The sequence below is a fragment of the Zobellella sp. DQSA1 genome, assembly GCF_041950555.1.
Taxonomy (GTDB): Bacteria; Pseudomonadota; Gammaproteobacteria; order Enterobacterales; family Aeromonadaceae; genus Oceanimonas.
In genome coordinates this window covers 2,883,912-2,909,107 of the sequence record NZ_CP169531.1, presented here as the reverse complement: position 1 = coordinate 2,909,107, position 25,196 = coordinate 2,883,912, and the positions used below count along the sequence as shown (strand labels likewise).

General features: G+C 60.8%; 27 protein-coding genes. 25 read left to right on the top strand and 2 right to left on the bottom strand.

The features are described 5' to 3' along the window. The first annotated feature begins 74 nt into the window (after positions 1–74). The 5 genes from tgt (at position 75) to nlpI (ending at position 5,587) form a co-directional block, all read left to right on the top strand. Entirely contained in the window at positions 75–1,223 is a 1,149-nt protein-coding gene (gene tgt, locus ACEVBK_RS14000) for a tRNA guanosine(34) transglycosylase Tgt (protein ID WP_375055529.1), read from the top strand. Between the two features lie 212 nt (positions 1,224–1,435). Continuing rightward, positions 1,436–1,762 carry a preprotein translocase subunit YajC gene (gene yajC, locus ACEVBK_RS13995; RefSeq protein WP_375055528.1) on the top strand — a complete coding sequence of 109 codons (327 nt, stop codon included), beginning with the start codon at positions 1,436–1,438 and terminating at the stop codon, positions 1,760–1,762. 21 nt (positions 1,763–1,783) lie between these two features. Beyond that, positions 1,784–3,637 carry a protein translocase subunit SecD gene (secD, locus tag ACEVBK_RS13990; RefSeq protein ID WP_375055527.1) on the top strand — a complete coding sequence of 618 codons (1,854 nt, stop codon included), beginning with the start codon at positions 1,784–1,786 and terminating at the stop codon, positions 3,635–3,637. 12 nt (positions 3,638–3,649) lie between these two features. Next, a complete protein-coding gene (gene secF, locus ACEVBK_RS13985; RefSeq protein ID WP_375055526.1) occupies positions 3,650–4,594 on the top strand; it encodes a protein translocase subunit SecF in 945 nt (314 codons plus the stop codon). Positions 4,595–4,711: 117 nt separating this feature from the next. After that, positions 4,712–5,587 carry a lipoprotein NlpI gene (gene nlpI / locus ACEVBK_RS13980; protein ID WP_375055525.1) on the top strand — a complete coding sequence of 292 codons (876 nt, stop codon included), beginning with the start codon at positions 4,712–4,714 and terminating at the stop codon, positions 5,585–5,587. A 23-nt stretch (positions 5,588–5,610) separates the two neighbouring features. Here the strand turns inward: nlpI and ACEVBK_RS13975 are convergent, their stop codons facing one another. After that, positions 5,611–6,510: a U32 family peptidase gene (locus ACEVBK_RS13975; RefSeq protein WP_375055524.1), complete on the bottom strand. Its 900-nt coding sequence runs from the start codon at positions 6,508–6,510 to the stop codon at positions 5,611–5,613. An 8-nt stretch (positions 6,511–6,518) separates the two neighbouring features. Next, complete coding sequence (locus ACEVBK_RS13970; RefSeq protein ID WP_375055523.1) at positions 6,519–7,514, bottom strand: peptidase U32 family protein; 996 nt, start codon at positions 7,512–7,514, stop codon at positions 6,519–6,521. Positions 7,515–7,665: 151 nt separating this feature from the next. On the opposite strand from ACEVBK_RS13970, the gene ACEVBK_RS13965 reads away from it, so the two are divergent. From ACEVBK_RS13965 to bamB, 20 genes are all read left to right on the top strand, one after another. Next, positions 7,666–8,181, top strand: coding sequence for an SCP2 domain-containing protein (locus tag ACEVBK_RS13965; RefSeq protein ID WP_375055522.1), 516 nt, complete (start codon positions 7,666–7,668; stop codon positions 8,179–8,181). Between the two features lie 65 nt (positions 8,182–8,246). Further along, a complete protein-coding gene (gene trmJ, locus ACEVBK_RS13960; RefSeq protein WP_375055521.1) occupies positions 8,247–8,978 on the top strand; it encodes a tRNA (cytosine(32)/uridine(32)-2'-O)-methyltransferase TrmJ in 732 nt (243 codons plus the stop codon). Between the two features lie 79 nt (positions 8,979–9,057). Further along, complete coding sequence (iscR, locus tag ACEVBK_RS13955; RefSeq protein ID WP_375055520.1) at positions 9,058–9,555, top strand: Fe-S cluster assembly transcriptional regulator IscR; 498 nt, start codon at positions 9,058–9,060, stop codon at positions 9,553–9,555. Positions 9,556–9,605: 50 nt separating this feature from the next. After that, a complete protein-coding gene (locus tag ACEVBK_RS13950; RefSeq protein ID WP_375058580.1) occupies positions 9,606–10,820 on the top strand; it encodes an IscS subfamily cysteine desulfurase in 1,215 nt (404 codons plus the stop codon). Positions 10,821–10,859: 39 nt separating this feature from the next. After that, on the top strand, positions 10,860–11,246 hold the full coding sequence (gene iscU, locus ACEVBK_RS13945) for a Fe-S cluster assembly scaffold IscU (protein WP_106730184.1): 387 nt from the start codon (positions 10,860–10,862) through the stop codon (positions 11,244–11,246). A 12-nt stretch (positions 11,247–11,258) separates the two neighbouring features. Then, a complete protein-coding gene (gene iscA, locus ACEVBK_RS13940) occupies positions 11,259–11,582 on the top strand; it encodes an iron-sulfur cluster assembly protein IscA (RefSeq protein ID WP_202087483.1) in 324 nt (107 codons plus the stop codon). Between the two features lie 10 nt (positions 11,583–11,592). Further along, entirely contained in the window at positions 11,593–12,111 is a 519-nt protein-coding gene (gene hscB, locus ACEVBK_RS13935; RefSeq protein WP_375055519.1) for a co-chaperone HscB, read from the top strand. 5 nt (positions 12,112–12,116) lie between these two features. Further along, complete coding sequence (hscA, locus tag ACEVBK_RS13930) at positions 12,117–13,961, top strand: Fe-S protein assembly chaperone HscA (RefSeq protein ID WP_375055518.1); 1,845 nt, start codon at positions 12,117–12,119, stop codon at positions 13,959–13,961. Between the two features lie 2 nt (positions 13,962–13,963). Beyond that, positions 13,964–14,302, top strand: coding sequence for an ISC system 2Fe-2S type ferredoxin (gene fdx / locus ACEVBK_RS13925; protein WP_202087476.1), 339 nt, complete (start codon positions 13,964–13,966; stop codon positions 14,300–14,302). 13 nt (positions 14,303–14,315) lie between these two features. Continuing rightward, positions 14,316–14,516 carry a Fe-S cluster assembly protein IscX gene (gene iscX, locus ACEVBK_RS13920; RefSeq protein WP_106730189.1) on the top strand — a complete coding sequence of 67 codons (201 nt, stop codon included), beginning with the start codon at positions 14,316–14,318 and terminating at the stop codon, positions 14,514–14,516. A 177-nt stretch (positions 14,517–14,693) separates the two neighbouring features. Next, complete coding sequence (pepB, locus tag ACEVBK_RS13915; protein ID WP_375055517.1) at positions 14,694–15,998, top strand: aminopeptidase PepB; 1,305 nt, start codon at positions 14,694–14,696, stop codon at positions 15,996–15,998. A gap of 2 nt (positions 15,999–16,000) precedes the next feature. Continuing rightward, complete coding sequence (gene pepB, locus ACEVBK_RS13910) at positions 16,001–17,281, top strand: aminopeptidase PepB (RefSeq protein WP_375058579.1); 1,281 nt, start codon at positions 16,001–16,003, stop codon at positions 17,279–17,281. Positions 17,282–17,399: 118 nt separating this feature from the next. After that, positions 17,400–17,831, top strand: coding sequence for a nucleoside-diphosphate kinase (gene ndk, locus ACEVBK_RS13905; protein WP_116473647.1), 432 nt, complete (start codon positions 17,400–17,402; stop codon positions 17,829–17,831). A 148-nt stretch (positions 17,832–17,979) separates the two neighbouring features. Then, entirely contained in the window at positions 17,980–19,098 is a 1,119-nt protein-coding gene (locus ACEVBK_RS13900; RefSeq protein ID WP_375055516.1) for a bifunctional tRNA (adenosine(37)-C2)-methyltransferase TrmG/ribosomal RNA large subunit methyltransferase RlmN, read from the top strand. Positions 19,099–19,124: 26 nt separating this feature from the next. Then, positions 19,125–19,904 (top strand): type IV pilus biogenesis/stability protein PilW, encoded by a 780-nt coding sequence (gene pilW, locus ACEVBK_RS13895; protein ID WP_375055515.1) that lies wholly within the window; start codon positions 19,125–19,127, stop codon positions 19,902–19,904. Continuing rightward, positions 19,894–20,856 carry a cytoskeleton protein RodZ gene (gene rodZ, locus ACEVBK_RS13890; RefSeq protein WP_375055514.1) on the top strand — a complete coding sequence of 321 codons (963 nt, stop codon included), beginning with the start codon at positions 19,894–19,896 and terminating at the stop codon, positions 20,854–20,856. The genes pilW and rodZ overlap by 11 nt, the downstream gene beginning before the upstream one ends. A gap of 18 nt (positions 20,857–20,874) precedes the next feature. Further along, a complete protein-coding gene (ispG, locus tag ACEVBK_RS13885; RefSeq protein ID WP_375058578.1) occupies positions 20,875–21,993 on the top strand; it encodes a flavodoxin-dependent (E)-4-hydroxy-3-methylbut-2-enyl-diphosphate synthase in 1,119 nt (372 codons plus the stop codon). A gap of 40 nt (positions 21,994–22,033) precedes the next feature. Next, positions 22,034–23,311, top strand: coding sequence for a histidine--tRNA ligase (gene hisS / locus ACEVBK_RS13880; RefSeq protein WP_375055513.1), 1,278 nt, complete (start codon positions 22,034–22,036; stop codon positions 23,309–23,311). Continuing rightward, positions 23,312–23,956 carry a YfgM family protein gene (locus ACEVBK_RS13875; protein ID WP_375055512.1) on the top strand — a complete coding sequence of 215 codons (645 nt, stop codon included), beginning with the start codon at positions 23,312–23,314 and terminating at the stop codon, positions 23,954–23,956. It begins immediately after the preceding gene. A gap of 2 nt (positions 23,957–23,958) precedes the next feature. Continuing rightward, on the top strand, positions 23,959–25,131 hold the full coding sequence (gene bamB / locus ACEVBK_RS13870; protein ID WP_375055511.1) for an outer membrane protein assembly factor BamB: 1,173 nt from the start codon (positions 23,959–23,961) through the stop codon (positions 25,129–25,131). Positions 25,132–25,196: the final 65 nt, after the last annotated feature.

Sequence of the window (25,196 nt, the reverse complement as noted above, 5' to 3'; positions counted from 1 at the left end):
CTGCGGTCCAACCCCGAATCTCCAGCCCCGTGAAATCAAGGTCGGACTGTTTCTCCGGCCAGCAGAGGTAACCGATGAAATTTGAATTGCAGACCACCGATGGTCGCGCCCGCCGCGGCCGGCTGGTTTTCGACCGGGGCGTGGTGGAGACCCCGGCCTTTATGCCGGTGGGTACCTACGGCACCGTCAAGGGCATGACCCCGGAAGAAGTGGCCGACACCGGCGCCCAGATCCTGCTCGGCAACACCTTCCACTTGTGGATCCGCCCGGGCCAGGAAGTGATGAAACTGCACGGGGATCTGCACGACTTCATGAACTGGCAGGGCCCCATCCTCACCGACTCCGGCGGCTTCCAGGTGTTCAGCCTGGGCGACATCCGCAAGATCACCGAAGAGGGCGTCTACTTTCGCAACCCGGTCAACGGCGACAAGATCTTCCTGTCACCCGAAGTGTCGATGGAGATCCAGTACGATCTGGGCTCCGACATCGTGATGATCATGGACGAGTGCACCCCCTACCCGGCGACCTGGGAAGAAGCCAGGAAGTCGATGGAGATGTCCCTGCGCTGGGCCAGGCGCTCGCGCGATCACTTCGACAAGCAAGGCAATAAAAACGCCCTGTTCGGTATTATCCAGGGCAGCGTTTACGAGGATCTGCGCGACCAGTCCCTGGACGGCCTGCTGGACATCGGTTTCGACGGCTATGCGGTGGGCGGCCTGGCGGTGGGCGAGCCCAAGCACGAGATGCACAAGGTATTGGAGCACACCTGCCCGAAAATCCCGGAAGACAAGCCTCGCTATCTGATGGGGGTGGGCAAGCCGGAGGATCTGGTGGAGGGGGTGCGCCGGGGCATCGACATGTTCGATTGCGTGATGCCGACCCGCAACGCCCGCAACGGCCATCTGTTCACCACCGAAGGGGTAGTGAAGATCCGTAACGCCAAGCACAAGACCGACACCGGCCCGCTGGATGCGGATTGTGATTGCTACACCTGCAAGCACTACTCGCGCTCTTACCTGCATCATCTGGACAAGTGCAACGAGATCCTGGGTGCGCGTTTAAACACCATTCACAACCTGCGTTACTACCAGCGGGTGATGGAAGGTTTACGCGGAGCCATAGAGCAGGGTAAATTAGACGACTTTGTAGCTGAGTTCTATGGCCGGCAGGGCAAGCCCGTGCCGCCATTGGGCCAGAGTGCAGTTGAACACGGCGAAGGATAAGAGCGGTGAGAACAGGCAGCAGCTAAGCCGACCGTCACCTGCCAGTGCCGAAAATTGCTCCTGCATTTTCGGCATTCCCGCCATCCCTGGCGGCCTGACGCAGGTGTGAGCCAAGAAGTGAATGTTCATGGCGTGTCGGCGTGCTATGCCTGTTTTCGCCGATGCACTATGCCGGATAACAGCTTTTAACCATCAACGAGGAACCAAAACGAATGGATATTATCTCCAAAGCTTATGCTCAGGGCGGCTCGGCCGGCGGCGGTATGGAAATGATCATCATGCTGGTCGTGTTCGGCCTGATTTTCTACTTCATGATTTTCCGTCCCCAGTCCAAGCGGGTGAAAGAGCACAAGAACCTGATGTCTTCCCTGAGCAAGGGCGACGAGGTGCTGACCAACGGTGGCCTGGTGGGTAAAATCTCCAAGATCTCCACCGAGAACGACTATGTGGTACTGAGCCTGAGTGAACAGACTCAAGTCACCATCAAAAAGGACTTTATCACCGCCGTCCTGCCCAAGGGCTCTATCCAGTCCCTTTAATTCCCTATCGAGGAGCACAGCGTGTTAAATCGATATCCGCTGTGGAAATACTTGATGGTGATCTGCGTGATCACCATCAGTTTTCTTTATGCAGCACCCAATCTGTTTGGTGAAGACCCTGCGTTGCAGGTGTCCGGATCCCGTGGTACCCAGGTAACCCCTGCTACCCTGACTCAGGCCCAACAGACCCTTGATCAGGCCGGCATCGACGTGATCAGCGCCACCCTGGCCGACAACCAACTGCTTATCCGTTTCCGTAATACCGACGACCAGCTCAGAGGCAAGGATCTGGTGGCGGAAACCCTGGGTGACAATTATATCACCGCCCTCAATCTGGCACCTTCCACGCCCTTCTGGCTGGAGGCCATCGGTGCCGGTCCGCTCAAGCTGGGGCTGGATCTGCGTGGCGGCGTGCACTTCCTGATGGAAGTGGACATGGAAGAAGCCCTGAACCGGGTGCAGGAGCAGATGGTACAGGACTTCCGTACCGATCTGCGCGAGCAGCGCCTGCGCTATTCCGGTGTGCTGGCTCAGGAGCAGGGTGCCCTGATGGTGTTCCGCGAGGCGGAAGTCCGCAGCCAGGCGATGAATTACCTGCGTGGCCGCTATCCTGATCTGGTCTTTTCCGAGCGTAACAACGGCGACAGCTTCGGCCTGTTCGCGGTGATGAGTGAGCAGCGGCTGAAGGAAGTGAAGGAATATGCTCTGCAGCAGAATATCACCATCATCCGCAATCGGGTCAACGAACTGGGTGTGGCCGAGCCGCTGGTGCAGCGTCAGGGTGCCGAGCGCATCGTGGTGCAGTTGCCCGGTATCCAGGATACCGCCAGGGCCAAGGAAATCCTCGGCGCCACCGCCACCCTGGAGTTCCGTCTGGTGGATGAAAGCGCCGACCTGGCCGCCGCCGCCGCCGGCAGGGTGCCCCCCAACAGCGACCTGCTGCGGGATCGGGACGGCCGGCCGGTGGTGCTGCAAAAGCGTATTATCCTGACCGGTGAACATATCGTCGATGCCAGCTCCGGCATGGACGAGTTCAGTCGGCCTCAGGTGAATATCAGTCTGGATGCCCCCGGCGGCAGCCGCATGGCCGATTTCACCAAGGACAACGTGGGCCGGCCCATGGCCACCGTGTTTACCGAATACAAACCGACCGACGAACGTGACGAAGACGGCTCCCGCAAGTTCCGCAAGGATCAGGAAGTCATCAACGTGGCCACCATCCAGTCGCGGCTGGGACGCAGCTTCCGCATCACCGGCATCGACTCGATGGCGGAAGCGCAGAACCTGGCGCTGTTGCTGCGGGCCGGTGCCCTGATCGCTCCCATCCAGATCGTGGAAGAGCGCACCATAGGCCCGAGCCTGGGGCAGCAAAACGTGGAAAACGGTCTGATGGCCATGGTCTACGGTATGCTGGCCGTGGTGTTGTTCATGGCCATCTACTACCGCAAGTTTGGTCTGGTGGCCAACGCCGCCCTGCTGGCCAACGTGGTAATCATCATCGGCGTGATGTCGATGGTACCGGGGGCGACCATGACGCTGCCAGGTATCGCCGGCATTGTGTTGACCATCGGCATGTCGGTGGATGCCAACGTGCTGATCTTCGAGCGGATCCGCGAGGAGTTGCGCAGTGGCCGCAGCGTGCAGCAGGCGATTCACCTGGGGTATGAAAAGGCGCTCAGCACCATTGCCGATGCCAATATCACCACGCTTATCACCGCCGTCATCCTGTTCGCGGTGGGCACAGGTCCTATCAAGGGCTTTGCCGTGACCCTGATGATCGGTATCGTCGCCTCCATGTTTACCGCCATCGTCGGCACCCGGGCCCTGGTCAACCTGATCTGGGGCGGAAAGCGTCTCAGCAAACTGCCGATATGAGGAAAGTAACTGATGTTTGAGATCCTCAAAACCCGAGCCCCCATTCGCTTTATGCGTTATTCCAAGGCGGCCACCGTGCTGTCCTTGGTGTTGGTCGCGCTTTCCTTCTTCAGCCTGGCCACTCGTGGCCTGAACTGGGGTCTGGACTTTACCGGTGGCACCGTGGTCGAAGTGGCCTTCGAACAGGCGGCGGCGCTGGATGAGGTGCGTGATAGCCTCAACGAGGCGGGGCTGCCCGGGGCCACGGTACAGCATTTCGGCACCAGCCGGGACTTGCTGATCCGCCTGGCTCCGCAGGAGAGTGTGAACGTCCAGCAGCAGGGGGAATCGGTGCTGGCAGCCATGCAGCAGGTCTCGCCCTCGGTCGAGATGAAGCGGCTGGAATTCGTCGGTCCGGCCATCGGTGCCGAATTGGCGGAACAGGGCGGCCTGGCGATCCTGGTGGCCCTGCTTTGCATTCTGTTGTATGTCGGCATGCGCTTCGAGTGGCGGCTGGCTTCCGGCGCCGTGCTGTCGTTGGCGCACGATGTGATCATCACCCTGGGGGTGTTCTCCTGGATGCAAATCGAGGTGGACCTGACCATAGTGGCTGCCCTGCTGACGGTGGTGGGGTACTCGCTCAACGACACCATAGTGGTGTTCGACCGGGTGCGGGAGAATTTCCGCCGCATTCGTAACGACACTACCGCAGAGGTGTTCGACGAAGCCATTACCGATACCCTGAGCCGGACCCTGATCACCTCGGCGACCACCCTGGTGGTGGTGGTGGCACTGTTCCTCAAAGGGGGGGCGCTGATTCACGGCTTTGCCACCGCGCTGTTGTTGGGCATCGGCTTCGGCACCTACTCGTCCATCTATATCGCCAGTGCCTGGGCCATGCTGCTCGGGGTGGAACGGGAACACATGCTGCCGCCACAGGTGGAAAAAGAAGGGGCGGATCAGGAACCGTTACCATAGTCGCTATTGTAAAGGGGCCGCTTGTGCCCCTTTTTATTTGTGAAATGCATTTGCAACATGACAAACGTCGTAGAGCTGCATAACATGTGCTCATAATAAGACAAGTTCGGAGCCGTCTTGAAAGACAGATTTTTGCTCGGTCCTTTAGCCCTTTTTGGTGTGATACTGGCCGGCTGTAGTGCCCCCAAAGTGGTGACACCAACCCTGGTGCTTCCCGTACCGATGCAGGTTTCCTATGAAAGCGAGTTGGGTATTGCCCGCTTGGGGCAGATGCTGAATTCGCCTGGTCTGACGCCGGAACAGCGGGCCGAGCTGTTTTTTCAGCGCGGCGTGGTGTTCGACCGGGTGGGGCTGCGGGCCATGGCGAGACTGGACTTCAACCGAGCGCTGCGGGAGCGGCCGGATTTTGCTGATGCCTACAATCTCAACGGGGTTTACCTGACCCAGAATCAGGAATTCGACGAGGCCTATGAGGCCTTTGATTCAGCCCTGGATCTGGCGCCCGATTATACCTATGCCAACCTGAACCGGGGCATTGCCCTCTATTACGGTGGCCGGCCCGAACTGGCGGCACGGGATCTGAAGACGTTCCTGGATGAAGATCCGAGCGACCCTTACCGCCTGTTGTGGTGGTACCTGGCGCTGGAACAGCTCGATCCCGGGTCGGCTACCCGGAGCCTGGCCGCGCATCAGCAGGCCTATGGCTCGGACGAGTGGGCCTGGGATATCGTCAACGTCTACCTCGGCAAGGTCAGCGACGAACAACTGCTCAACCGCATTTCCGAAGAGAGCGAGGATAACCAGGAGTTGGCCGAGCGCCTGTGTGAAGCCTATTTCTATCTGGCCAAACAGGCTCAGCGCAACGAGCAGCCGGAGCAGGCTTCGGTGTATTTCAAACTGGCCCTGGCCACCAATATCTATGATTTCGTCGAGCACCGTTATTCGTTGCTGGAGCTGGATCTGATCGGTGAACAGGCCCGGCTGCGGCGATAGCTGAGGGGCCGGGCCCCCTCGGATTATTCCATCTCCATCCCTGCCGGCGACGGCAGCCACTCCATGCCCGGCAACTGGTTCCAGTAGCCGTTACAGAAGCGGGAAGCCAGCCGGTAGGGACGGGGCCGCCCGGCCTGTTCCCCGAACCGGGCTATCCAGTCCAGGCAATCGCGGCTGTGAGCACTGATGCGCACCGCATCCACCCAGCCGTTCATGCCCGGCACCTCGTTGATCAGGTTGTAGCAGTAGCCCGACTGGGTCTGGATACCGTTGAGGTTGAACACCGGCTGGCCTTCCTGGGTGCTGGCCCGGCGGCCGTCGGGATAGTGGATACACACCAGCTCGCACTCGTCCTTGGGCCGGTTTTCGGCCCGGGCGGAGAAACAGCGGGCCGAGTAGGCCAGGGGCAGGTAGCCATAGCCGAACACTTCGAGCTGAAAGCGGGAGCGCAGCCCTGCCGCCTCCGCCGCCTGGTGAATATTCCACAGCCAGGTGCGGGACAGTTCCACCGGCGGCACCCAGGTGGTCATACCCTGGTCGAGCAGCAACCGCAGGGTGTCCAGGTTGTAGACATTGAGTGCGGGACCGCCGACGAAGGGCAACCTGTGCTCGGCGGCCAGTTGTACCGCCCCCAGGTCGTTGGCCTCGATCTGCAGTTCGCCCTGCTCGCATAGCTTGCGAATGGCCAGCAGCTCCGCCGGTGCCTGGATCAGCGCCAGGGTGGACAGCACTACCTCCTTGCCGGCGTCGCGTAGCTCCCGGGCCAGGGCCAGCCAGTCGGCAGTTTTCAGCTCCCGGCGTTTGGGGCAGACGGTCTCGCCCAGATAGATGCGCCGACAGGGGGAGGCCAGCGCCTGTTGGTAAAAATCCTGTACCTTTTGCTTGGGCCAGAAGAACAGCAAGGGCCCCAGGTGAATGTGCATATTTGCTCCTACTGCCATTTTCGGTGATAGGCGCCCAGGGTGCTCTGGCTGCCTTCGGATACCCCGTCGAGCTGCCGTTGCCAGGGCTCCTGCACTTCATAGTGCTCGGGGGCGTTGAAATAGCTGTCCAGCGCCTGCCGCCAGACCCGGGTAACCTGAGTCACATAGGCCGGACTGCGTTGGCGACCCTCGATCTTGACCGACCTGACGCCGAGCCTGGCCAGATCGGGGATCAGGCTCAGGGTGTTGAGGCTGGTGGGCTCCTCCAGGGTATGGAAGCGTTGGCCGTCCACCTCGAAGCGGCCCTTGCACAGGGTGGGATAGCCGGCCTGTTCATCGGCGGCAAAGCTGTCGATCAGGACATCGTTCAAGCGGGATTCCAGCCGGTCCTCTTTTTCTTCCCAGCGCACGAAACGGGCCGGGGAGCAGGCCCCGACCGTATTGGGGCTTTCGCCGGTAAGGTAGGAAGAAAGATAACAGCGTCCCTCCGCCATGATGCACAGACTGCCAAAGGCGAACACCTCCAGCTCGACGTCGGTATCCCTGGCGATCTGCCGTACCTGCTGGATTGACAGCACTCGCGGCAGCACCACCCTCCTGACCTTGAAGTTATCCCGGAAAAAACGGATGGCGGCGGTGTTGGTGGCACTGGCCTGCACCGACAGGTGCAGTTCCGCCTCAGGGTAGGTCCGGGCGGCGTAGGCCAGGATGGCGGTATCGGCAATGATCAGCGCATCGGCGCCGAGGGTCACCGCCTGATCGACGGCGCCCTGCCAGATGGCCTCATTGCCCTGGTGAGCGAAGGTATTGATGGCCACATGCAGTTTGCGCCGGTGCTGCCTGAGGTAATCCACGCCTTGCTGCAGCGTGCGTTCGGTGAAGTTCAGGCCGGCGAAATGGCGGGCGTTGGTCTGGTCTTTGAAGCCGATATAGACGGCGTCGGCGCCCTGGTCGACGGCCGCCTTCAGCGCCGGCAGGCTGCCGGCGGGACAGAGTAGTTCCATAGCGTTCACTCCGGATCAGAAGGCGGTCAGTCTACGCAGGGATAACTAACTGGCATTTGATTTGAAACAATATGGGCGTGATTTGATTTGACGCAGGGCATGACGCAGCCAGCGGTGTTCTGATGCCCTTTTATTTGATGAGGAGCATCTTATGCTGCAGCTTCTATGTGGCCGCATCAGTCAGCATGGGCCTGGGTTACTGAGCAAGCCGCTGCGTTACCTGCCGTTTCGGATGCAGGCGCCGCTGGTGGAAGGCCTGCTCAACCGGGTACTGGCTGAACCGATACAAGACGGAGAACTGGACTTTCTACGGGGGCGGCGGTTGCAGGTGTGGGTGACGGATCTGGATTACCGCCTGACCCTGAGCTTCGGCGACGGGGGCTTGTTTCAGCTGGATGATGACGAAGCGGACGTGGTGATCAGAGGGGATTTGAATGATTTGATCCGGCTCAGTGCCGGCAAATGGGATCCGGATACCCTGTTTTTTCAGCGTCGCCTGCTGATCACCGGCGACATCGAGTTGGGCCTGGAGTGCAAGAACCTGCTCGACCGTCTGGAGCCGGGGCGTCAGCCGCTGTGGCTGCAACGGCTGCTGGCGGTACTGGCGGGCATGCTGGAGCGGGCCGAACAGAGCACGACCATAAGCGAAGAACGGCCCGCAGGATAACACCTGATCCCTTATCGCGACTGTGCTAGAATCCTGCGCCTTAAGCACAGTTGGACCAAGTGGATATGCTTGAGCAAGTACGCATCGTGCTGGTGAATACCTCGCACACCGGTAATATCGGCTCTGCCGCCCGCGCCATGAAAACCATGGGGCTGGGAGAGCTGTGGCTGGTCGACCCGGTCAGTCCGCCCGATGGCCAGGCGGTAGCCCTGGCGGCCGGGGCCAGCGATATCCTGGCCCGGGCCCGCATGGTGCCGACCCTGGCCGAGGCGGTGGCCGATTGCGGGCTGGTGATCGGCACCAGTGCCCGCTCCAGGACCTGGTCCTGGCCCATGCTCGACGCCCGGGAAGCGGGCATCAAAGCCATGGCGGAAGCGCCCCGGCACAAGGTGGCGCTGGTATTCGGCCGGGAGCGGACCGGCCTGAGCAACGACGAATTGCAGCAGTGCCATTTTCATGTAGCCATTCCCGCCAATCCGGAATACAGTTCGCTCAACCTGGCGATGGCGGTGCAGACCCTGAGTTACGAAGTGCGTATGGCCTGGCTGGGCCAGGCGCCGGTAGCCGAGGCGGAGCAGGAATACCCCCTGTCCGATGATCTGGAGCGATTCTATCAGCATTTGCAGCAGACCCTGTTGGACACCGGCTTTATCATCAAGCCTCATCCGGGGCAGGTGATGACCAAGCTGCGCCGGCTGTTCAATCGGGCACGGCCGGAGTCTCATGAGCTCAATATATTGCGCGGTATCCTGACGTCGGTGCAAAAACAGATCAAGCAACGGGAGTCCAATAACTGAGTGTTTCAGTCGGGTTAATACTTGACTGAAACACTCGGGTATGACACCCTGACGCCATGTCTGGAAACGGTTGAATTACATGAGACTGACTTCAAAAGGGCGTTACGCGGTAACCGCCATGCTGGATGTTGCCCTGCATGCGGACAGCGGCCCGGTATCCCTGGCCGACATTTCCGAGCGTCAGGGCATTTCCCTGTCTTACCTCGAACAGCTGTTCGCCCGCCTGCGCAAGCAGGGGCTGGTCAGCAGCGTACGGGGACCCGGCGGCGGTTATCTGCTGGGAATGGACGCTTCGGCCATTTCGGTAGGGGCGGTGATTGCCGCCGTTGATGAGTCGGTAGATGCCACCAAGTGTCAGGGCAAGGGCGATTGCCAGAGTGGTAACCAGTGCCTGACTCATTCCCTCTGGTGCGCGCTCAGTGACCGGATCAGCAATTTCCTCGACGGCATCAGCCTGGCGGAGCTGGTCAGCCAGAAAGACGTCCGGCGGATTTCCGGGCAGCAAGACAGCAATTTGAGCATGTTGACCCTGGTTGAACCAGGGCAGCAGAAAGTGAGCCTGAAAGTTCAACTTTAAATGTCGATGACAAGACTGCCGAACAGGGCAGCGTTGGAACGGAGAATATGATGAAACTGCCCATTTATCTCGACTATGCGGCTACCTGCCCGGTAGACCCTCGCGTCGCCGAAAAAATGATGCAATACCTGACGCCGGACGGAATTTTCGGTAACCCGGCTTCCCGCTCGCACCGCTTCGGCTGGCAGGCGGAAGAGGCCGTGGATATAGCCCGTAATCAGATAGCGGAACTGATCAATGCCGATCCGCGCGAAATCGTCTTTACCTCCGGTGCCACCGAGTCCGACAACCTGGCCATCAAGGGTATTGCCAACTTTTATGGCAAGAAAGGCAAGCACATCATCACCTCCAAGACCGAGCACAAGGCGGTGCTTGACCCCTGTCGCCAGCTGGAGCGCGAAGGCTTCGAGGTCACCTACCTCGACCCTCAGCCCAATGGCCTGTTCACCCTGGAGCAGATCGAAAATGCCCTGCGCGATGACACCATTCTGGTGAGCATCATGCACGTCAACAACGAGACCGGCGTTATACAGGACGTCAAGGCCATCGGCGAGTTGTGCCGTAGCCGCAAGATCATGTTCCATGTGGATGCCGCCCAGAGCGCCGGCAAAACCGCCATCGACGTACAGGACATGAACATCGATCTGCTGTCCCTGTCCGCCCACAAGATATACGGCCCCAAGGGCATCGGTGCCCTTTACGTCTGCCGCAAGCCGCGGGTGCGCCTGGAAGCCCAGATGCACGGCGGCGGCCATGAGCGAGGCATGCGCTCCGGTACCCTGGCTACCCACCAGATCGTGGGCATGGGCGAGGCTTTCCGCATCGCCAGGGAAGAAATGCACACCGAGGGCGAACGTATCCGGACCCTGCGCGACCGCCTCTACAACGGCGTCAAGGACATCGAGGAAGTCTATGTCAACGGCGACATGGAACAGCGGGTACCCGGCATCCTCAACATCAGCTTCGCCTATGTGGAAGGCGAGTCCCTGATGATGGCCCTGAAGGATCTGGCAGTGTCTTCCGGCTCGGCCTGTACCTCCGCCAGCCTGGAGCCGTCCTATGTGTTGCGGGCCCTGGGGTTGAACGACGAGCTGGCGCACAGCTCCATCCGTTTCAGCATCGGCCGTTTCACTACCGAAGAACAGGTTGATTACGCCATACGCCTGGTCAACGAGGCCATCGGTCGTCTGCGCGAAATGTCGCCCCTGTGGGAGATGTTCAAGGACGGCGTTGACCTGGAAAAAGTTGAGTGGGTACACCATTAAGGTGTCTAACGGTTAAAGGACTGGTTGAGGAACTGAATCATGGCTTACAGCGAAAAAGTAATAGATCACTATGAAAACCCCCGTAACGTGGGCGGTTTCGACAAGAACGATCCCAATGTAGCCACCGGCATGGTGGGTGCTCCGGCCTGCGGCGACGTAATGAAGCTGCAGCTCAAGATCAGCGACGACGGCATTATCGAAGATGCCAAGTTCAAGACCTATGGCTGTGGTTCCGCCATTGCGTCCAGCTCGCTGATCACCGAGTGGGTCAAGGGCAAGAGCCTGGACGAAGCGGCCAGCATCAAGAATACCCAGATCGCGGAAGAGCTGGCCCTGCCGCCGGTGAAGATCCACTGCTCCATTCTGGCAGAGGATGCCATCAAGGCAGCGATTGATGATTACAAGAAGAAGAAAAACCTGGCGTAAGGCGGAGTAACCATGGCAATCACCATTACCGATGCAGCGGCCCAACGGGTACACACATTCCTGATCAACAGGGGCAAGGGCCTGGGGTTGCGGCTTGGGGTCAAGACGTCCGGCTGCTCCGGCCTGGCCTATGTACTGGAATTCGTTGACGAATTGTCCGAAGGCGACCAGGTGTTCGAGCATGGCGAGGTAAAGGTGATCGTCGACAGTAAAAGTCTTGTGTACCTGGATGGCACCGAACTGGACTTTGTGAAGGAAGGCCTGAACGAAGGTTTCAAGTTCAATAACCCCAACGTGAACGGGGAATGTGGCTGCGGCGAAAGCTTCAACGTTTAAGGACTCCGGCATGAACTACTTCGAGCTGTTTGGCTTACCGGTGCAGTTTGCCCTCGACAGCCAGGCGCTGGCCGGTACCTACCGCCAACTGCAGATGCAGTTCCATCCCGACAAGTTTGCCTCCCGCCCCGAGCGGGAGCGCTTGCTGGCGGTGCAGCGCGCCGCCCAGATCAACGATGCGTTTACCACCCTCAAGCAGCCGCTGAATCGTGCCGAGTATCTGTTGTCTCTGTATGGCATCGATATCCGTGCCGAGCAGCAGACCCTGAAGGATCCCCTGTTCCTGATGCAACAGATGGAATGGCGCGAACAGCTCGAGACCATCCCCGAGGCGAACGATGTGTTCGGTGCCATTATGGCTTTCGAGCGGGAGCTCGGCCTGGTATCGGCCGAACTGTTCAACGAGCTTGAACGGCAACTCGATACCTCCTGCTGGCAGGAGGCTGCCGATACGGTACGCAAACTCAAATTCATGACCAAGCTGCACGCCGAACTCGAGCGGTTGGAAGACGCGCAGCAGGAACTCTGAACTCCATGGCATTACTACAAATCTCCGAACCGGGCCAGAGCGCGGCCCCGCACGAACACAAATGGGCGGTCGGTATCGATCTCGGTACCACCAATTCCCTGGTGGCGGTGGTACGCAGTGGCCTGGCCGAAACCCTGCCCGATGAGCAGGGACGCGAGCTGTTGCCCTCGGTGGTACACTACCTGGAGGACGCTCTCCGGGTCGGTCACGAAGCCAAAATCGAAGCCGAGCTGGATCCGCAAAACACCATCGTTTCCGTCAAGCGGTTGATGGGCAAGGCGCTGGCGGACATTCCCCGGGCCAAGCTGCCCTATGCCTTCCGGGACAGCGGCCAGGGGGTGATCGAACTCGACACCATCCAGGGACCGGTCAATCCGGTGCAGGTATCCGCCGAGATCCTGAAATGCCTGGCCCGGCGGGCCGAAATCAGCCTCGGCAATCCCATTCAGGGTGCGGTGATCACGGTGCCGGCCTACTTCGACGATGCCCAGCGTCAGGGCACCAAGGATGCGGCCCGACTGGCCGGCCTGGAGGTGCTGCGGTTGCTCAACGAGCCGACCGCCGCCGCCATCGCCTACGGCCTGGACTCCGGCCAGGAAGGGGTGATCGCGGTCTATGATCTCGGCGGTGGTACTTTCGACATCTCTATACTGCGGCTGCACAAAGGGGTGTTCGAGGTGCTGGCTACCGGTGGCGATTCGGCCCTGGGTGGCGATGATTTCGACCACGCCCTGGCCGACTGGATCCAGCAGAAGGCCGGTGTCATCGAGCTGACTCCGACCCAGCAGCGCAACCTGCTGGACGCGGCCTGTGCCGCCAAGCAGGGGCTGACCGACAGTGATAGCGTGACGGTCGGCTGGGAAGGTTGGCAGGGGGAACTGAGCCGGACCGAGTTCGAGGCGCTGATCCTGCCCTGGGTCAACAAGACCCTGATGGCCTGTCGCCGGGCCCTGAAAGACGCCGGCGTGACGGCGGCGGAGGTGCTGCAGGTGGTGATGGTAGGTGGCTCCACCCGGGTACCGCTGGTGCGTGAGCGGGTCGGCGAGTTCTTTGCCCGTGAGCCGCTCACCAGCCTGGACCCGGACAAGGTGGTGGCCATCGGCGCCGCTATCCAGGCCGATGTACTGATCGGCAACAAGCCGGACAGTGACATGCTGCTGCTCGACGTCATTCCCCTGTCGCTGGGTCTCGAGACCATGGGCGGTCTGGTGGAGAAAATCATTCCGCGCAACACCACCATTCCCGTGGCCCGGGCCCAGGAATTCACCACCTTCAAGGACGGCCAGACCGCCATGGCCATCCACGTGGTGCAGGGTGAGCGTGAGCTGGTGGCGGACTGCCGCTCCCTGGCCCGCTTCAACCTCACCGATATTCCGCCCATGGCGGCCGGCGCCGCCCATATCCGGGTCACTTTTCAGGTGGACGCAGACGGCCTGCTGTCGGTCAGCGCCATGGAAAAATCCTCCGGAGTGCAGGCCGCCATCGAGGTCAAGCCTTCCTACGGGTTGAAGGAAGACGATATCGCCACCATGCTCAGGGCATCCTTCGAGCATGCCAAGGAAGATATCGCCGCCCGCATGCTGGCGGAGCAGAAGGTGGAAGCCGCCCGGGTGATCGAGAATATCGTCAGTGCCCTGCAGGCCGACGGCGACGCACTGCTCGACGAGCGGGAGCAGGCCGGGATAGTGGCAGCCATCGAATTCCTGCAACGCAGTGCCGAGGGCGATGACCCCGAGGCGATTAAGCAGGCGATAGAACAAACCGATAAACAAACCGCCGATTTTGCCGCTCGCCGGATGGATGCCTCCATTCGCAAGGCACTTGCCGGACAACGTGTTGATAAGGTGTAATGATGCCGAAAATTGTTTTTCTTCCCCATGCCGAATTGTGCCCCGAAGGGGCCGCCGTGGAGGCCAAGCTGGGTGAAACCGTACTGGACGTGGCACTGCGTAATGGCATCGACATTGAGCACGCCTGTGAAAAATCCTGTGCCTGCACCACCTGTCACGTGATAGTGCGGGAAGGCTTCGATTCGCTGGAGGAAAGCAGCGAACTGGAAGATGATATGCTGGACAAGGCTTGGGGGTTGGAACCGGAATCCCGGCTCGGTTGCCAGGCCCGGGTTGCCGACGAGGATCTGGTGGTGGAGATCCCCAAATATACGGTAAATATGGTATCCGAAGGTCACTGACCGGGGAGGGGGTATGAGTCTCAAATGGATAGACAGTCAGGACATTGCCCTGGCACTGCTGGAAGCCTATCCGGACACGGATCCCAAGACGGTGCGTTTTACCGACTTGCACCAGTGGATCTGCGAGCTGGAAGATTTCGATGACGATCCTGCCCATTCCAACGAACGCATCCTCGAGGCCGTGATCATGGCCTGGATGGATGAATACGAATAAGCAAAAGCCGGAAGCCGACATAAGCCGGAATCCATAAGCTGGAAGCCTGGAGCTGCCCGAGTGGCGGGCTGCCATGGTGGACGGCGGTTGGGGTTCGGAGCTAGCTCCCAGCTGTTTTTCAAGCCACAGTCCCACTGTGGCTTTTTCCGTTTTCTGTCAACAGAATAAGGAAGTGTTATGCCCGCAACCATGAACGTCATACTTAGCCATGAAGCCGCCGCCGCCCACTGGGGCGACAGGGCGTTGTTGAGTTTCCGGGACGACGAGGCCCGGATCCATGTCACCGATCCCGCCGAACGGGTGCGCAAGGCCCAGCAGGCGGGGCGCAAGCTCGATGCCATGGGCATCAAACAGGTGACGTTGAGCGGCGACGACTGGTCCCTGGAAAGCCGCTGGGCCTTCGCCCAGGGCTTCTACAACGCCAAGGGCGGCCAGCAACTCGACTTCGGCGCCACCGGGCCCGAGGAGCAGGCCGAGCTGGACGCCCGCGATCGCGCCTGCCGCTGGGTGCGGGAGATGATCAACGGCACCCCGGAAGACATCTATCCGGCCTCCTTGGCCACCGAAGCCGGCAAGTTCCTGCAATCCCTGGCGCCCGGGGCGGTGAGCTACCGCACCTACAGCGGCGAGCAGCTCAAGGATCTCGGTTATGTCGGTATCTATGAGGTGGGCCGGGGCAGCGAACGCAGTCCCACCCTGCTGGAGCTGGATTTCAACCCGAGCGGCCAGGCCGATGCTCCGGTGGCGGCCTGTCTGGTGGGCAAGGGCATCACCTTCGACTCCGGTGGCTACTCCATCAAACCGTCCGACGGCATGGCGGTGATGAAGTCCGACATGGGCGGGGCCGCCACCGTGACCGGCGCCCTGGCCCTGGCCATCCAGCGCGGCCTGAACAAGCGGGTCAAGCTGTTCCTGTGCTGTGCCGAGAACCTGATCTCCGGCCACGCCTACAAGCTGGGTGATATTTTCACCTACAAGAACGGTATTACCGTTGAAATTCTCAATACCGACGCCGAGGGCCGGCTGGTACTGGCCGACGGCCTGCTGGCGGCCTCCGCGACCGGCGCGCCTTTTATCCTGGATGCGGCGACCCTGACCGGTGCCGCCAAGATGGCGCTGGGGCGGGATTACAACGCCGTGTTCAGCATGAACGACGACCTGGCCCTGGCCACGGTGCAGGCTGCCCGGGAAGAATACGAGAAGGCCTGGCATCTGCCTCTGGAGCCTTTCCACGTGGGGCAGTTGTCATCCTCTTTCGCCGACATGGCCAACATCCATGGTGGCGAGGGCATGGCAGGCGCCTCCACCGCCGCCGCGTTCCTGTCCCGTTTCGTACCGGACAACGGCCGCCGCTGGGTGCACATGGATTTGTCCGGGTCTTACCAGAAGGCGGCCAATGACCTTTGGGGCGCCGGCGGCAAGGGGCATGGTGTGCGTACCATCGCCGCCATGCTGGCCAGGGTCTGTGAGGAGCAGTCGTGATGATGCGGATCAGGTTAAGCACGGCGGCAGCCGCCGCGGAGTGGGGTCCCAAGGCCCTGCTCAGCCACGATGAGCAGGGGATGCTGATCCATCTGGGGGAGCGGCCGTTAACGGCCATTCAGCGGGCCGGGCGTCGTCTCTACAGTCAGGGACTGCGCCGGGTCAAACTGGCGGGAGCCTGGAACACCGAGCAGCAGTGGGCCTTTGCCCAGGGCTGGATGAGCAGCAAGGAGCCCGGCGAACTGGTCTGGGCCGATGGCGATGAGGCCGAGCGGTCGCAGCTGGAGGCCCGCTGGCACTGTGCCCGTTGGGTACGGGACCAGACCAACGCCACTCCCGAACAACTGAGTCCGGTGGCGCTGGCGGTGGAAGCGGCGAGTTTTATTACCGAACTGGCGCCGACCCGGGTCAGCCACCGCATCCTCAAGGGAGAGGCCCTGCGCGAAGCCGGTTTCGTCGGTATCTATGAGGTGGGCCGGGGCAGCGACCGGGAGCCGGTGCTGCTGGAGCTCGACTTCAATCCCACCGGGGATCGCAAGGCGCCGATCGCCGCCTGCCTGGTGGGCAAGGGCATCACCTTCGACTCCGGCGGCTATTCCATCAAGGCGTCCGAAGGCATGCTGCACATGAAAGCCGACATGGGCGGCGCGGCGCTGGTGACCGGCGCCCTGGGGTTGGCGATACTGGGCGGCCTCGACCGGAGGGTCAAGCTGTTCCTGTGCTGCGCCGAGAACCTGATCTCCGGCCACGCCTACAAGCTGGGAGATATCCTCACCTACAAAAACGGCACCAGCGTGGAAATCGTCAATACCGATGCGGAGGGCCGACTGGTGCTGGCCGATGGCCTGCTGGCGGCGGGGGAAACCGGAGCTCCGCTCATCATCGATGCGGCCACCCTCACCGGCGCCGCCGTGATGGCGGTGGGACAGGAGTACAATGCCTTGTTCGCCTTCGACCAGGCGCTGGCGCAACGGGCCCTGGCCCTGGCCGAACAGGAAAACGAGCCCCTGTGGCCCTTGCCCTTGGCGCCCTGGCACCGGGACCAATGTCCTTCGGCCTACGCCGATACCGCCAACAGCCGGCCGGTCAAGGGCGGTGGGCCGGGCGGCGCCTCCAACGCCGCCGGCTTCCTGTCCCGTTTCGTGCCCAACGAAGGCCGGGGCTGGCTGCACTTCGACCTGGCCGCCTGCTACCGCAACAATGCCGATGCGGACTGGTCGGCGGGCGGCACCGCCCTGGGACTGCGCACCCTGGCGCGGATCCTGCTGGAACAACCGGAATGAAGCGTTACATCATGTTGCCCGAGTGCAATAAAAATGCTGAACAAGAGTGTTAACTTGGGTTGGCTTTACGTATAATTCCGCCCGTTTTTACTCAGACCGTTTATTTAAAGGAAGACACATGGCTCTCGAACGTACTTTTTCCATCATCAAGCCTGATGCCGTTGCCAAGAACCTGATCGGTGCCATCTACCAGCGCTTCGAAGCGGCCGGCCTGAAAATCGTTGCCTCCAAGATGGTTCACCTGAGCCGCGAGCAGGCCGAAGGCTTCTACGCCGAGCACAGCGAGCGCCCCTTCTTCAAGGCCCTGGTCGACTTCATGACTTCCGGCCCGGTGATGGTACAGGTACTGGAAGGTGAAGACGCCGTGCGTCGCAACCGTGAAATCATGGGCGCCACCAACCCGGCCGACGCCCTGGCCGGTACCCTGCGCGCCGACTATGCCAACAGCATCGATGAAAACGCCGTGCATGGCTCCGATGCCGCCGCTTCCGCCGCCCGCGAAATCGCCTATTTCTTCAGCGATGAAGAAATTTGCCCCCGTACCCGCTAAGCCCGGGATCTGGTTGAAAAAAGGAGCTGCGGCTCCTTTTTTTGTGCCGCCGAGTCCGGCTGGCGGGGCGGTAGCACTGGCAACCGGATGCTAAACTCTGTACAATTTCGCGCCCTGTGGGCTCTGGTCAAAACGCGAGAGGCAACCGATGAGTGAAACAAAAATAAACCTGCTGGATCTGGATCGTGACGGCATGCGCGAGTTCTTTCAAGAACTGGGCGAAAAGCCGTTTCGTGCCGATCAGGTGATGAAATGGATCTATCACTTCGGTTGCGACGACTTTGAACAGATGACCAATATCAACAAGGTCTTGCGCGGCAAGCTGCAGGCGCGGGCCGAAATTCGCGCCCCCGAGATCTGCGTCGAGCAGAAGTCGGCCGATGGCACCATCAAGTGGGCCATGAAAGTGGGCGATCAGGAAGTCGAGACCGTCTATATCCCCGATGGCGACAGGGCCACCCTGTGCGTCTCCTCCCAGGTGGGCTGCGCCCTGGACTGCAAGTTCTGTTCTACCGCCCAGCAGGGATTCAACCGCAACCTAAAGGTGTCCGAGATCATCGGCCAGGTGTGGCGCGCCGCCAGCCGGGTCGGTTTTGTGCGGGATACCGGTCGTCGCCCCATCACCAATGTGGTGATGATGGGCATGGGCGAGCCGTTGCTCAACCTGAACAACGTGGTGCCGGCCATGCGGCTGATGCTGGAAGACTACGGTTTTGGCCTGTCGAAGCGGCGAGTGACGCTGTCCACTTCAGGGGTGGTGCCGGCACTGGACAAGCTCGGCGACATGATCGATGTCGCCCTGGCGGTGTCTTTGCATGCGCCCAACGACAAGCTGCGCTCGGAGATCATGCCGATCAACGACAAGTACGATATCGCGACCCTGCTCGACAGCGTGCGCCGCTATATCTCCAAGTCCAATGCCAATCACGGCAAGGTGACCATCGAGTACGTGCTGCTCGACCATGTCAACGACGATATGCAGCATGCCCATGAGCTGGCCGAGCTGCTCAAGGATCTGCCCTGCAAGATCAACCTGATCCCCTTCAATCCCTTCCCGGGCAATCCCTACGGCAAGCCGAGCAACAGCCGTATCGACCGCTTCAACAAGGTACTGATGCAGTACGGCAACACCGTGACCATCCGCAAAACCCGGGGAGATGATATCGATGCCGCCTGTGGCCAGCTGGTGGGGGATGTCATCGACCGTACCAAGCGCACCATGAAAAAACGGATGCAGGAGCAAAGCATATCCGTCACAATGGTTTAAAGAATCAAACCATTGGTGTAAAGGGAATGCGACACTTCACTCTGTTGCCGGCGGTATTGATGTGGGGAGCTTTGAGTGGCTGTGTGAGTGAAACCACTCGCTTGTCCGACGGTCGCCAGTCAGGGGATCTGGTGTTCAAGCCCGCGGATGCGGCGGTGACTCGTATGAATCTTGGTCTGGAGTACCTGCGGCGAGGGGATGCCGAACAGGCCAAGTTCAACCTCGACCGGGCTCTGTCCCAAGACCCGAAGAATCCTGATGTGCACCTTGCCCAGGCCTATTTCTTTCAGTCCGTATCCGAGTTTGAGCAGGCAGAAAAAAGCTACCGGCAGGTGCTGAAACTGTCGCCGAATCATGGAGATGGGCTCAATAATTACGGCGTTTTTCTTTGTTCGAGGGAACGTTTCGACGAAGCGGATGTCATGTTTAGGAAGGCGGTGGCGGCACCCGGCTATGTCCAGGTGGCGGATACCTTTGAAAACGCCGCCCTCTGTGCCATCCAGAACAACCAGCCGCAGGTGGCGTTCGATTATTTCAGACGGGCACTGGAATACAGTCCGACCAAGCCGAGAGCGCTGCTGGGCGCGGCCGAATTGGCTGCAGGGCGGGGGGACGAGGCAGAGGCGCTCGATTACCTCGCGCGTTATCGGCGCGAACATTTACCCAGCCCACAGAGTTTGTGGTTAACAGTGCGTACCGCGGAGGCCCAGGGGCGAGTGGCGCAGGTCCAGCAGGCCGGTGCCGAGCTGGTACGCTTATTTCCGGATTCAGAACAGGCCAGGCGATTCCTAGCAAATGACTATTAACGAAGCAGAACAGCAGCCACAGGCTGAAGCAGTAGTAACGGCAGGCCCCGGCGCCTTGTTACGCGAAGCCCGTGAGGCCAGGGGGTGGACTCAGGCCGAGGTGGCCCGCAGGCTGAATCTGCGGCTGGCGGTGATCGAGTCGATTGACAGCGATCAATATAAGGCCGGAGTGGCAGTGACCTTTTTACGAGGCTATGTCAAAGCCTACGCCAAGGTGGTGGGAGTCAATGAGCAGCAGGCGCTGGCGGCCTTCGACGGCATGAGCGGGGCCGAACAGATCAGGGCGGCTGCACCGATGCAGAGTTTTTCCAAAAAGACCCGGCAACAGGCCAACGACAACTGGCTCAAGCGTATCAGTTGGCTGGTATTGCTGGGTCTGGTTGCTTCCCTGGTGTACTGGTGGTGGCAGGACAGCGGTGCTAATTATGTCGAACGCACCCTGGAGCCGATGACCCAGCAGGAAGAGCCGGCACCAGTTCTGCCGGATCCTGTGTCACCCAATGATGGGGCCCCCCAGATCATTATTCCCCCGTCGCCCCAGGAGGCGATAGCCGAGCCTGCCGCCGATACCGGTGCGGAAGGGGAGGGTTCTGTGACCTCAGTGGATGCGGCGGCCAGCGATGTCGAGGTTCCGGATGTGGACGCCGCTCCGGCTGCCGAAACCGGAAGCGCACCGACCGCCAGTATGGCCGAGCCAGAAGCCGCCAACCCCAGGCTGCTGACGATGCGTTTCACCGATGACTGCTGGATCCAGGTGACCGATAGCCGCGGCCGTACGCTGGCCGAAGGCGTGAAAAAAGCCCAGGAGTCGTTGAGTCTGGAAGGCGAGCCGCCGTTCCGGCTGGTATTGGGGGCGCCGCGGGCGGCCAGTGTCGAATACATGAACCAGGCGGTGGATCTGTCTTCCTTTAACGCCGGCCGGGTGGCTCGCCTCACCGTACCCCAATCCTGATTGAAGCAAGAGTAGATGATGTCTCAATACGACTCTCCCATAGTTCGTCGTCCATCCAGGCAAATTCGCGTCGGCTCAGTGCTGGTAGGGGGCGACGCCCCCATCAGTGTGCAGACCATGACCAATACCCTGACCACGGATGTGGCGGCGACCCTCGCCCAGATCCGCGCGGTGGAAAAAGCGGGGGCCGACATAGTGCGGGTCTCGGTACCCACCATGGAAGCCGCCGAGGCGTTCAAGGCCATCCGGGCCGGTACCGCCATGCCGCTGGTGGCGGATATCCACTTCGACTATCGCATCGCCCTGCAGGTGGCCGAATACGGTGCCGACTGCCTGCGCATCAACCCGGGTAATATCGGCCGGGAAGACCGGGTGCGGGCGGTGGTGGATTGTGCTCGTGACAAGGGAATTCCCATCCGTATCGGCGTCAACGGTGGCTCCCTGGAAAAGGATCTGCAGGAAAAATACGGTGAGCCCACGCCGGCGGCACTGGTGGAGTCGGCCTTGCGCCATGTGGATATTCTGGACCGGCTCAACTTCGATCAGTTCAAGGTCAGCGTCAAGGCTTCCGATGTGTTCCTGGCGGTGGGCGCCTACCGGGAACTGGCTCGGCAAATCGAACAGCCCCTGCACCTTGGCATCACCGAAGCCGGTGGTTTTCGCAGTGGGGCGGTCAAGTCGGCCATCGGGCTCGGCATGCTGTTGGCCGAGGGGATAGGCGATACCCTGCGGGTTTCCCTGGCTGCCGATCCGGTGGAAGAGGTCAAGGTCGGCTTCGACATCCTCAAGTCTCTGCGCATCCGCTCCCGGGGCATCAACTTCATCGCCTGTCCTTCCTGCTCACGCCAGGAGTTCGATGTGATTGGCACCGTCAATGCCCTGGAAAGCCGGCTGGAAGACATCGTCACCCCCATGGACGTGTCCATTATCGGCTGTGTGGTGAACGGGCCGGGTGAGGCGCTGATCTCCGATCTGGGTCTGGCCGGGGCCCAACGCAAAAGTGCTTTCTACGAAGACGGCGAGCGGGTTGACCGGCTCGATAACACCGCGCTGATCGACGTGTTGGAGGCCCGGATCCGCGCCAAGGTGGCGAGGTTGGATCCCGCCGCCCGCATTCCGGTACAGGACAAGGAATAGCCCCCAGGTTACCTTTAGCAGCTAATACAGAGATATTTTTGTGGCCAAACAAATTCAAGCAATTCGTGGAATGAACGACTGCCTGCCGGAGCAGACCCCGGCCTGGCAACAGGCGGAAAGTGTGCTCCGGCACACCATGAGTGTCTATGGTTACTCGGAAATCCGCATGCCTGTCATGGAGGTAACCGGGCTGTTCAAACGCGCCATCGGTGAAGTGACCGACGTGGTCGAAAAGGAAATGTATACCTTCGATGATCGCAATGGCGACAGCCTGACCTTGCGCCCTGAAGGCACCGCCGGTTGTGTACGCGCTGGTATTGAACACGGCCTGCTTTACAACCAGGAACGGCGGATGTGGTATATGGGGCCCATGTTCCGCTACGAGCGCCCGCAAAAGGGGCGTTATCGCCAGTTTCATCAGTTCGGGGTCGAGGTGTTCGGTCTGCAGGGCCCGGATATCGATGCCGAACTGATCATGCTCACCGCTCGGCTGTGGAAAACCCTGGGAGTGAACGAGCACCTTACCCTGCAACTGAACAGCCTGGGTGCTCCCGAGGAACGGGTACAATACCGTGAAGCCCTGGTGGCTTACCTGGAGCAGCATCAGGAGCGGCTGGATGAAGACTGTCGTCGGCGCATGTATACCAATCCGTTGCGGGTACTGGACAGCAAAAACCCCGAGGTGCAGGCGTTGCTCGCGGATGCACCCGTGCTCAGCGATTATTTTGGTGAGCAAACCCGGGCCCATTTCGACGGGCTCCAGGCGTTGTTGACTGCCGCCGGCATCGACTTTGAACTCAATTCCCGCCTGGTACGTGGTCTGGATTACTACAACCTCACCGTATTCGAATGGGTGACCGAGAGTCTGGGGGCCCAGGGCACCGTCTGCGGTGGTGGCCGCTACGACGGCCTGGTGGAGCAGCTGGGCGGCCAGGCCACTCCGGCGGTGGGTTTTGCCATGGGGATGGAACGGCTGGTGCTGTTGCTGGAGACGCTGGAGCTGGTTGAACCACAGCCGGCCCTGGCCGACGTCTATGTGGCGGCGGCGGGCGAGGGCGCCCAGGCGGCGGGCTTTGCGCTGTCGGAGCGGTTGCGTGATGAGTTGCCTGACCTGCGGGTGATGAGCCATTGCGGTGGCGGCAATTTCAAGAAGCAGCTCAAGCGCGCCGACAAGAGCGGTGCCAGCATCGCCCTGATCCTGGGCGAGGAGGAAATCGCCCGGGGAGAGGTGACGGTAAAGTATTTGCGCGGGCAGGGCGAGCAGCAGACCCTGGCTCTGGATGAAATCATGGCAAAGCTCAAGCGAGAGGGGATCTGAGTGGATATTTACAACACCGAAGAACAACAACTGGATGCCCTTAAACGGTGGTGGCAGGAGTACGGCAAGGCGATCATCCTGGGGTCCGTCATCGGCCTGGGAGGGCTGTTCGGGTGGCGTTATTACCAGAGCCACCAGATAGAAACCCGCTCGGCCGGGGCCGAAGCCTTCGAACAAATCAGCCAGCGGCTGGCCGCTCAGGGCAGTGCCGCTTTTGCCGAGGCGAGCGCCTTCGTCGAGCAGAACAAGGGCAACAACTATGGCGAGCTGGCGGCGTTGTTGCTGGCCGGAGAAGCGGTCAGGGCCAACGAACTGGTGCTGGCACAGCAGCAGTTGGAACTGGCCCTGGCTGGAACCAAAGACGCCGCCCTTGGCGACACCATCCGCCTGCGGCTGGTCCGGGTGCTGCTGGCCCGGAATGAGCTGGCGGCGGCCCAGGCCCGTCTCGATGAGGTGAAAGGGGAAGCCTTTGCGGCCCTGCGCAGTGAAATTCAGGGTGATCTTTTCCTTGCCCAGGACCGTCGTGACGCGGCCCGTGACGCCTATCGGGCGGCGCTGGATGCCGGAGGCGCCAGCGATAATCCCGGCCTGCAGCTCAAGCTTGATCATCTGGCAGTATCCGTTGAACCGGGCGATGAGGAATAATCATGGCTAAACACTTTATCCGGATGTTGCCCCTGGTGCTGGGGCTGGGACTGGCCGGCTGCTCCAGCCAGGAAGTGCTATCTCCGGCGAATCCGCTGCCCGAGATCAGCAATGCGTTTAATGCGAAGTCCCTTTGGTCTGCTTCAGTCGGCAAGGGTGTAGGTGATTTTTATTCCCAATTGAGTCCTGCTGCCGAAGGCGAGCGGCTCTTTGCCGCCTCACGCGATGGCGTTCTGGCGGCCTACGACCGCAATGGCGGCAAGCGGCTGTGGCAAACCCGGCTGGATAAGCTGGATATCAATAAAAACCAGCGCAGCCCGCGTATTTCCGGCGGCCTGAGCGCCGCCTACGGCAACCTTTATTTCGGCTCCGAGAACGGTATCGTCTATGCGGTATCCCAGGCCGATGGCGAGGTGCTCTGGACCCGAGAGGTTCCCGGCGAGGTGCTGGCGGCGCCGGCAGTGGATGAAGGCAAGGTGGTGGTGCATACCAGTGCCGGCAACCTGGTGGCCTTGGACTCTGCCAGTGGTGAGCCCCAGTGGTTGTTGCGCAATGAACAACCCAGCCTGACCCTGCGCAGCATGTCCACTCCGGTCACCGCCGGTGGCGCCGTGCTCTATGGCCGTGCCGACGGGCGACTGGGCATTGCCCTGTTGGCCAATGGTCAGCCGGTGCGCGATACCCGTATTGCCAGCCCCCGCGGGGCGACCGAACTGGAGCGGATGGTGGATGTGGCGTCCCGTCCGGTGATTCTGGGCGATATCCTGTTTGCTATCGCTTATAATGGCCAACTGACCGCCCATCAGCTGATTTCCGGGCAAGAGCTGTGGAAGCGCCAATACCAGGGCTCGCGGGATCTGAGCACCGATGGTCGCCAGCTTTATATCAGTGACAGCCGTAGCCATCTGTTTGCGGTGGATGCGCGTAGCGGCATGGAACTGTGGTCCAATACCGAACTGGAAAATCGCCAACTGACCGCTCCGGCCGTATTCGGTGACTATCTGGTGGTGGGCGATGGCGAGGGCTACCTGTACTGGCTGGATCGGCAGAGCGGTGTGCTCAAGTCATTACAGCGTATCGACAGCAAGGGTCTTTATGTGGCGCCCGTCGTGGCCGGCGATACCCTCTATGTGCAAAGCCGCAGCGGCGATCTGGTGGCCATCGGCCAACCCTGATCCCGGCGGGTAACGGCACCACCGGCTCCTGATCCCGGATCAGGAGCCGTTATTGTTTTTTGGAG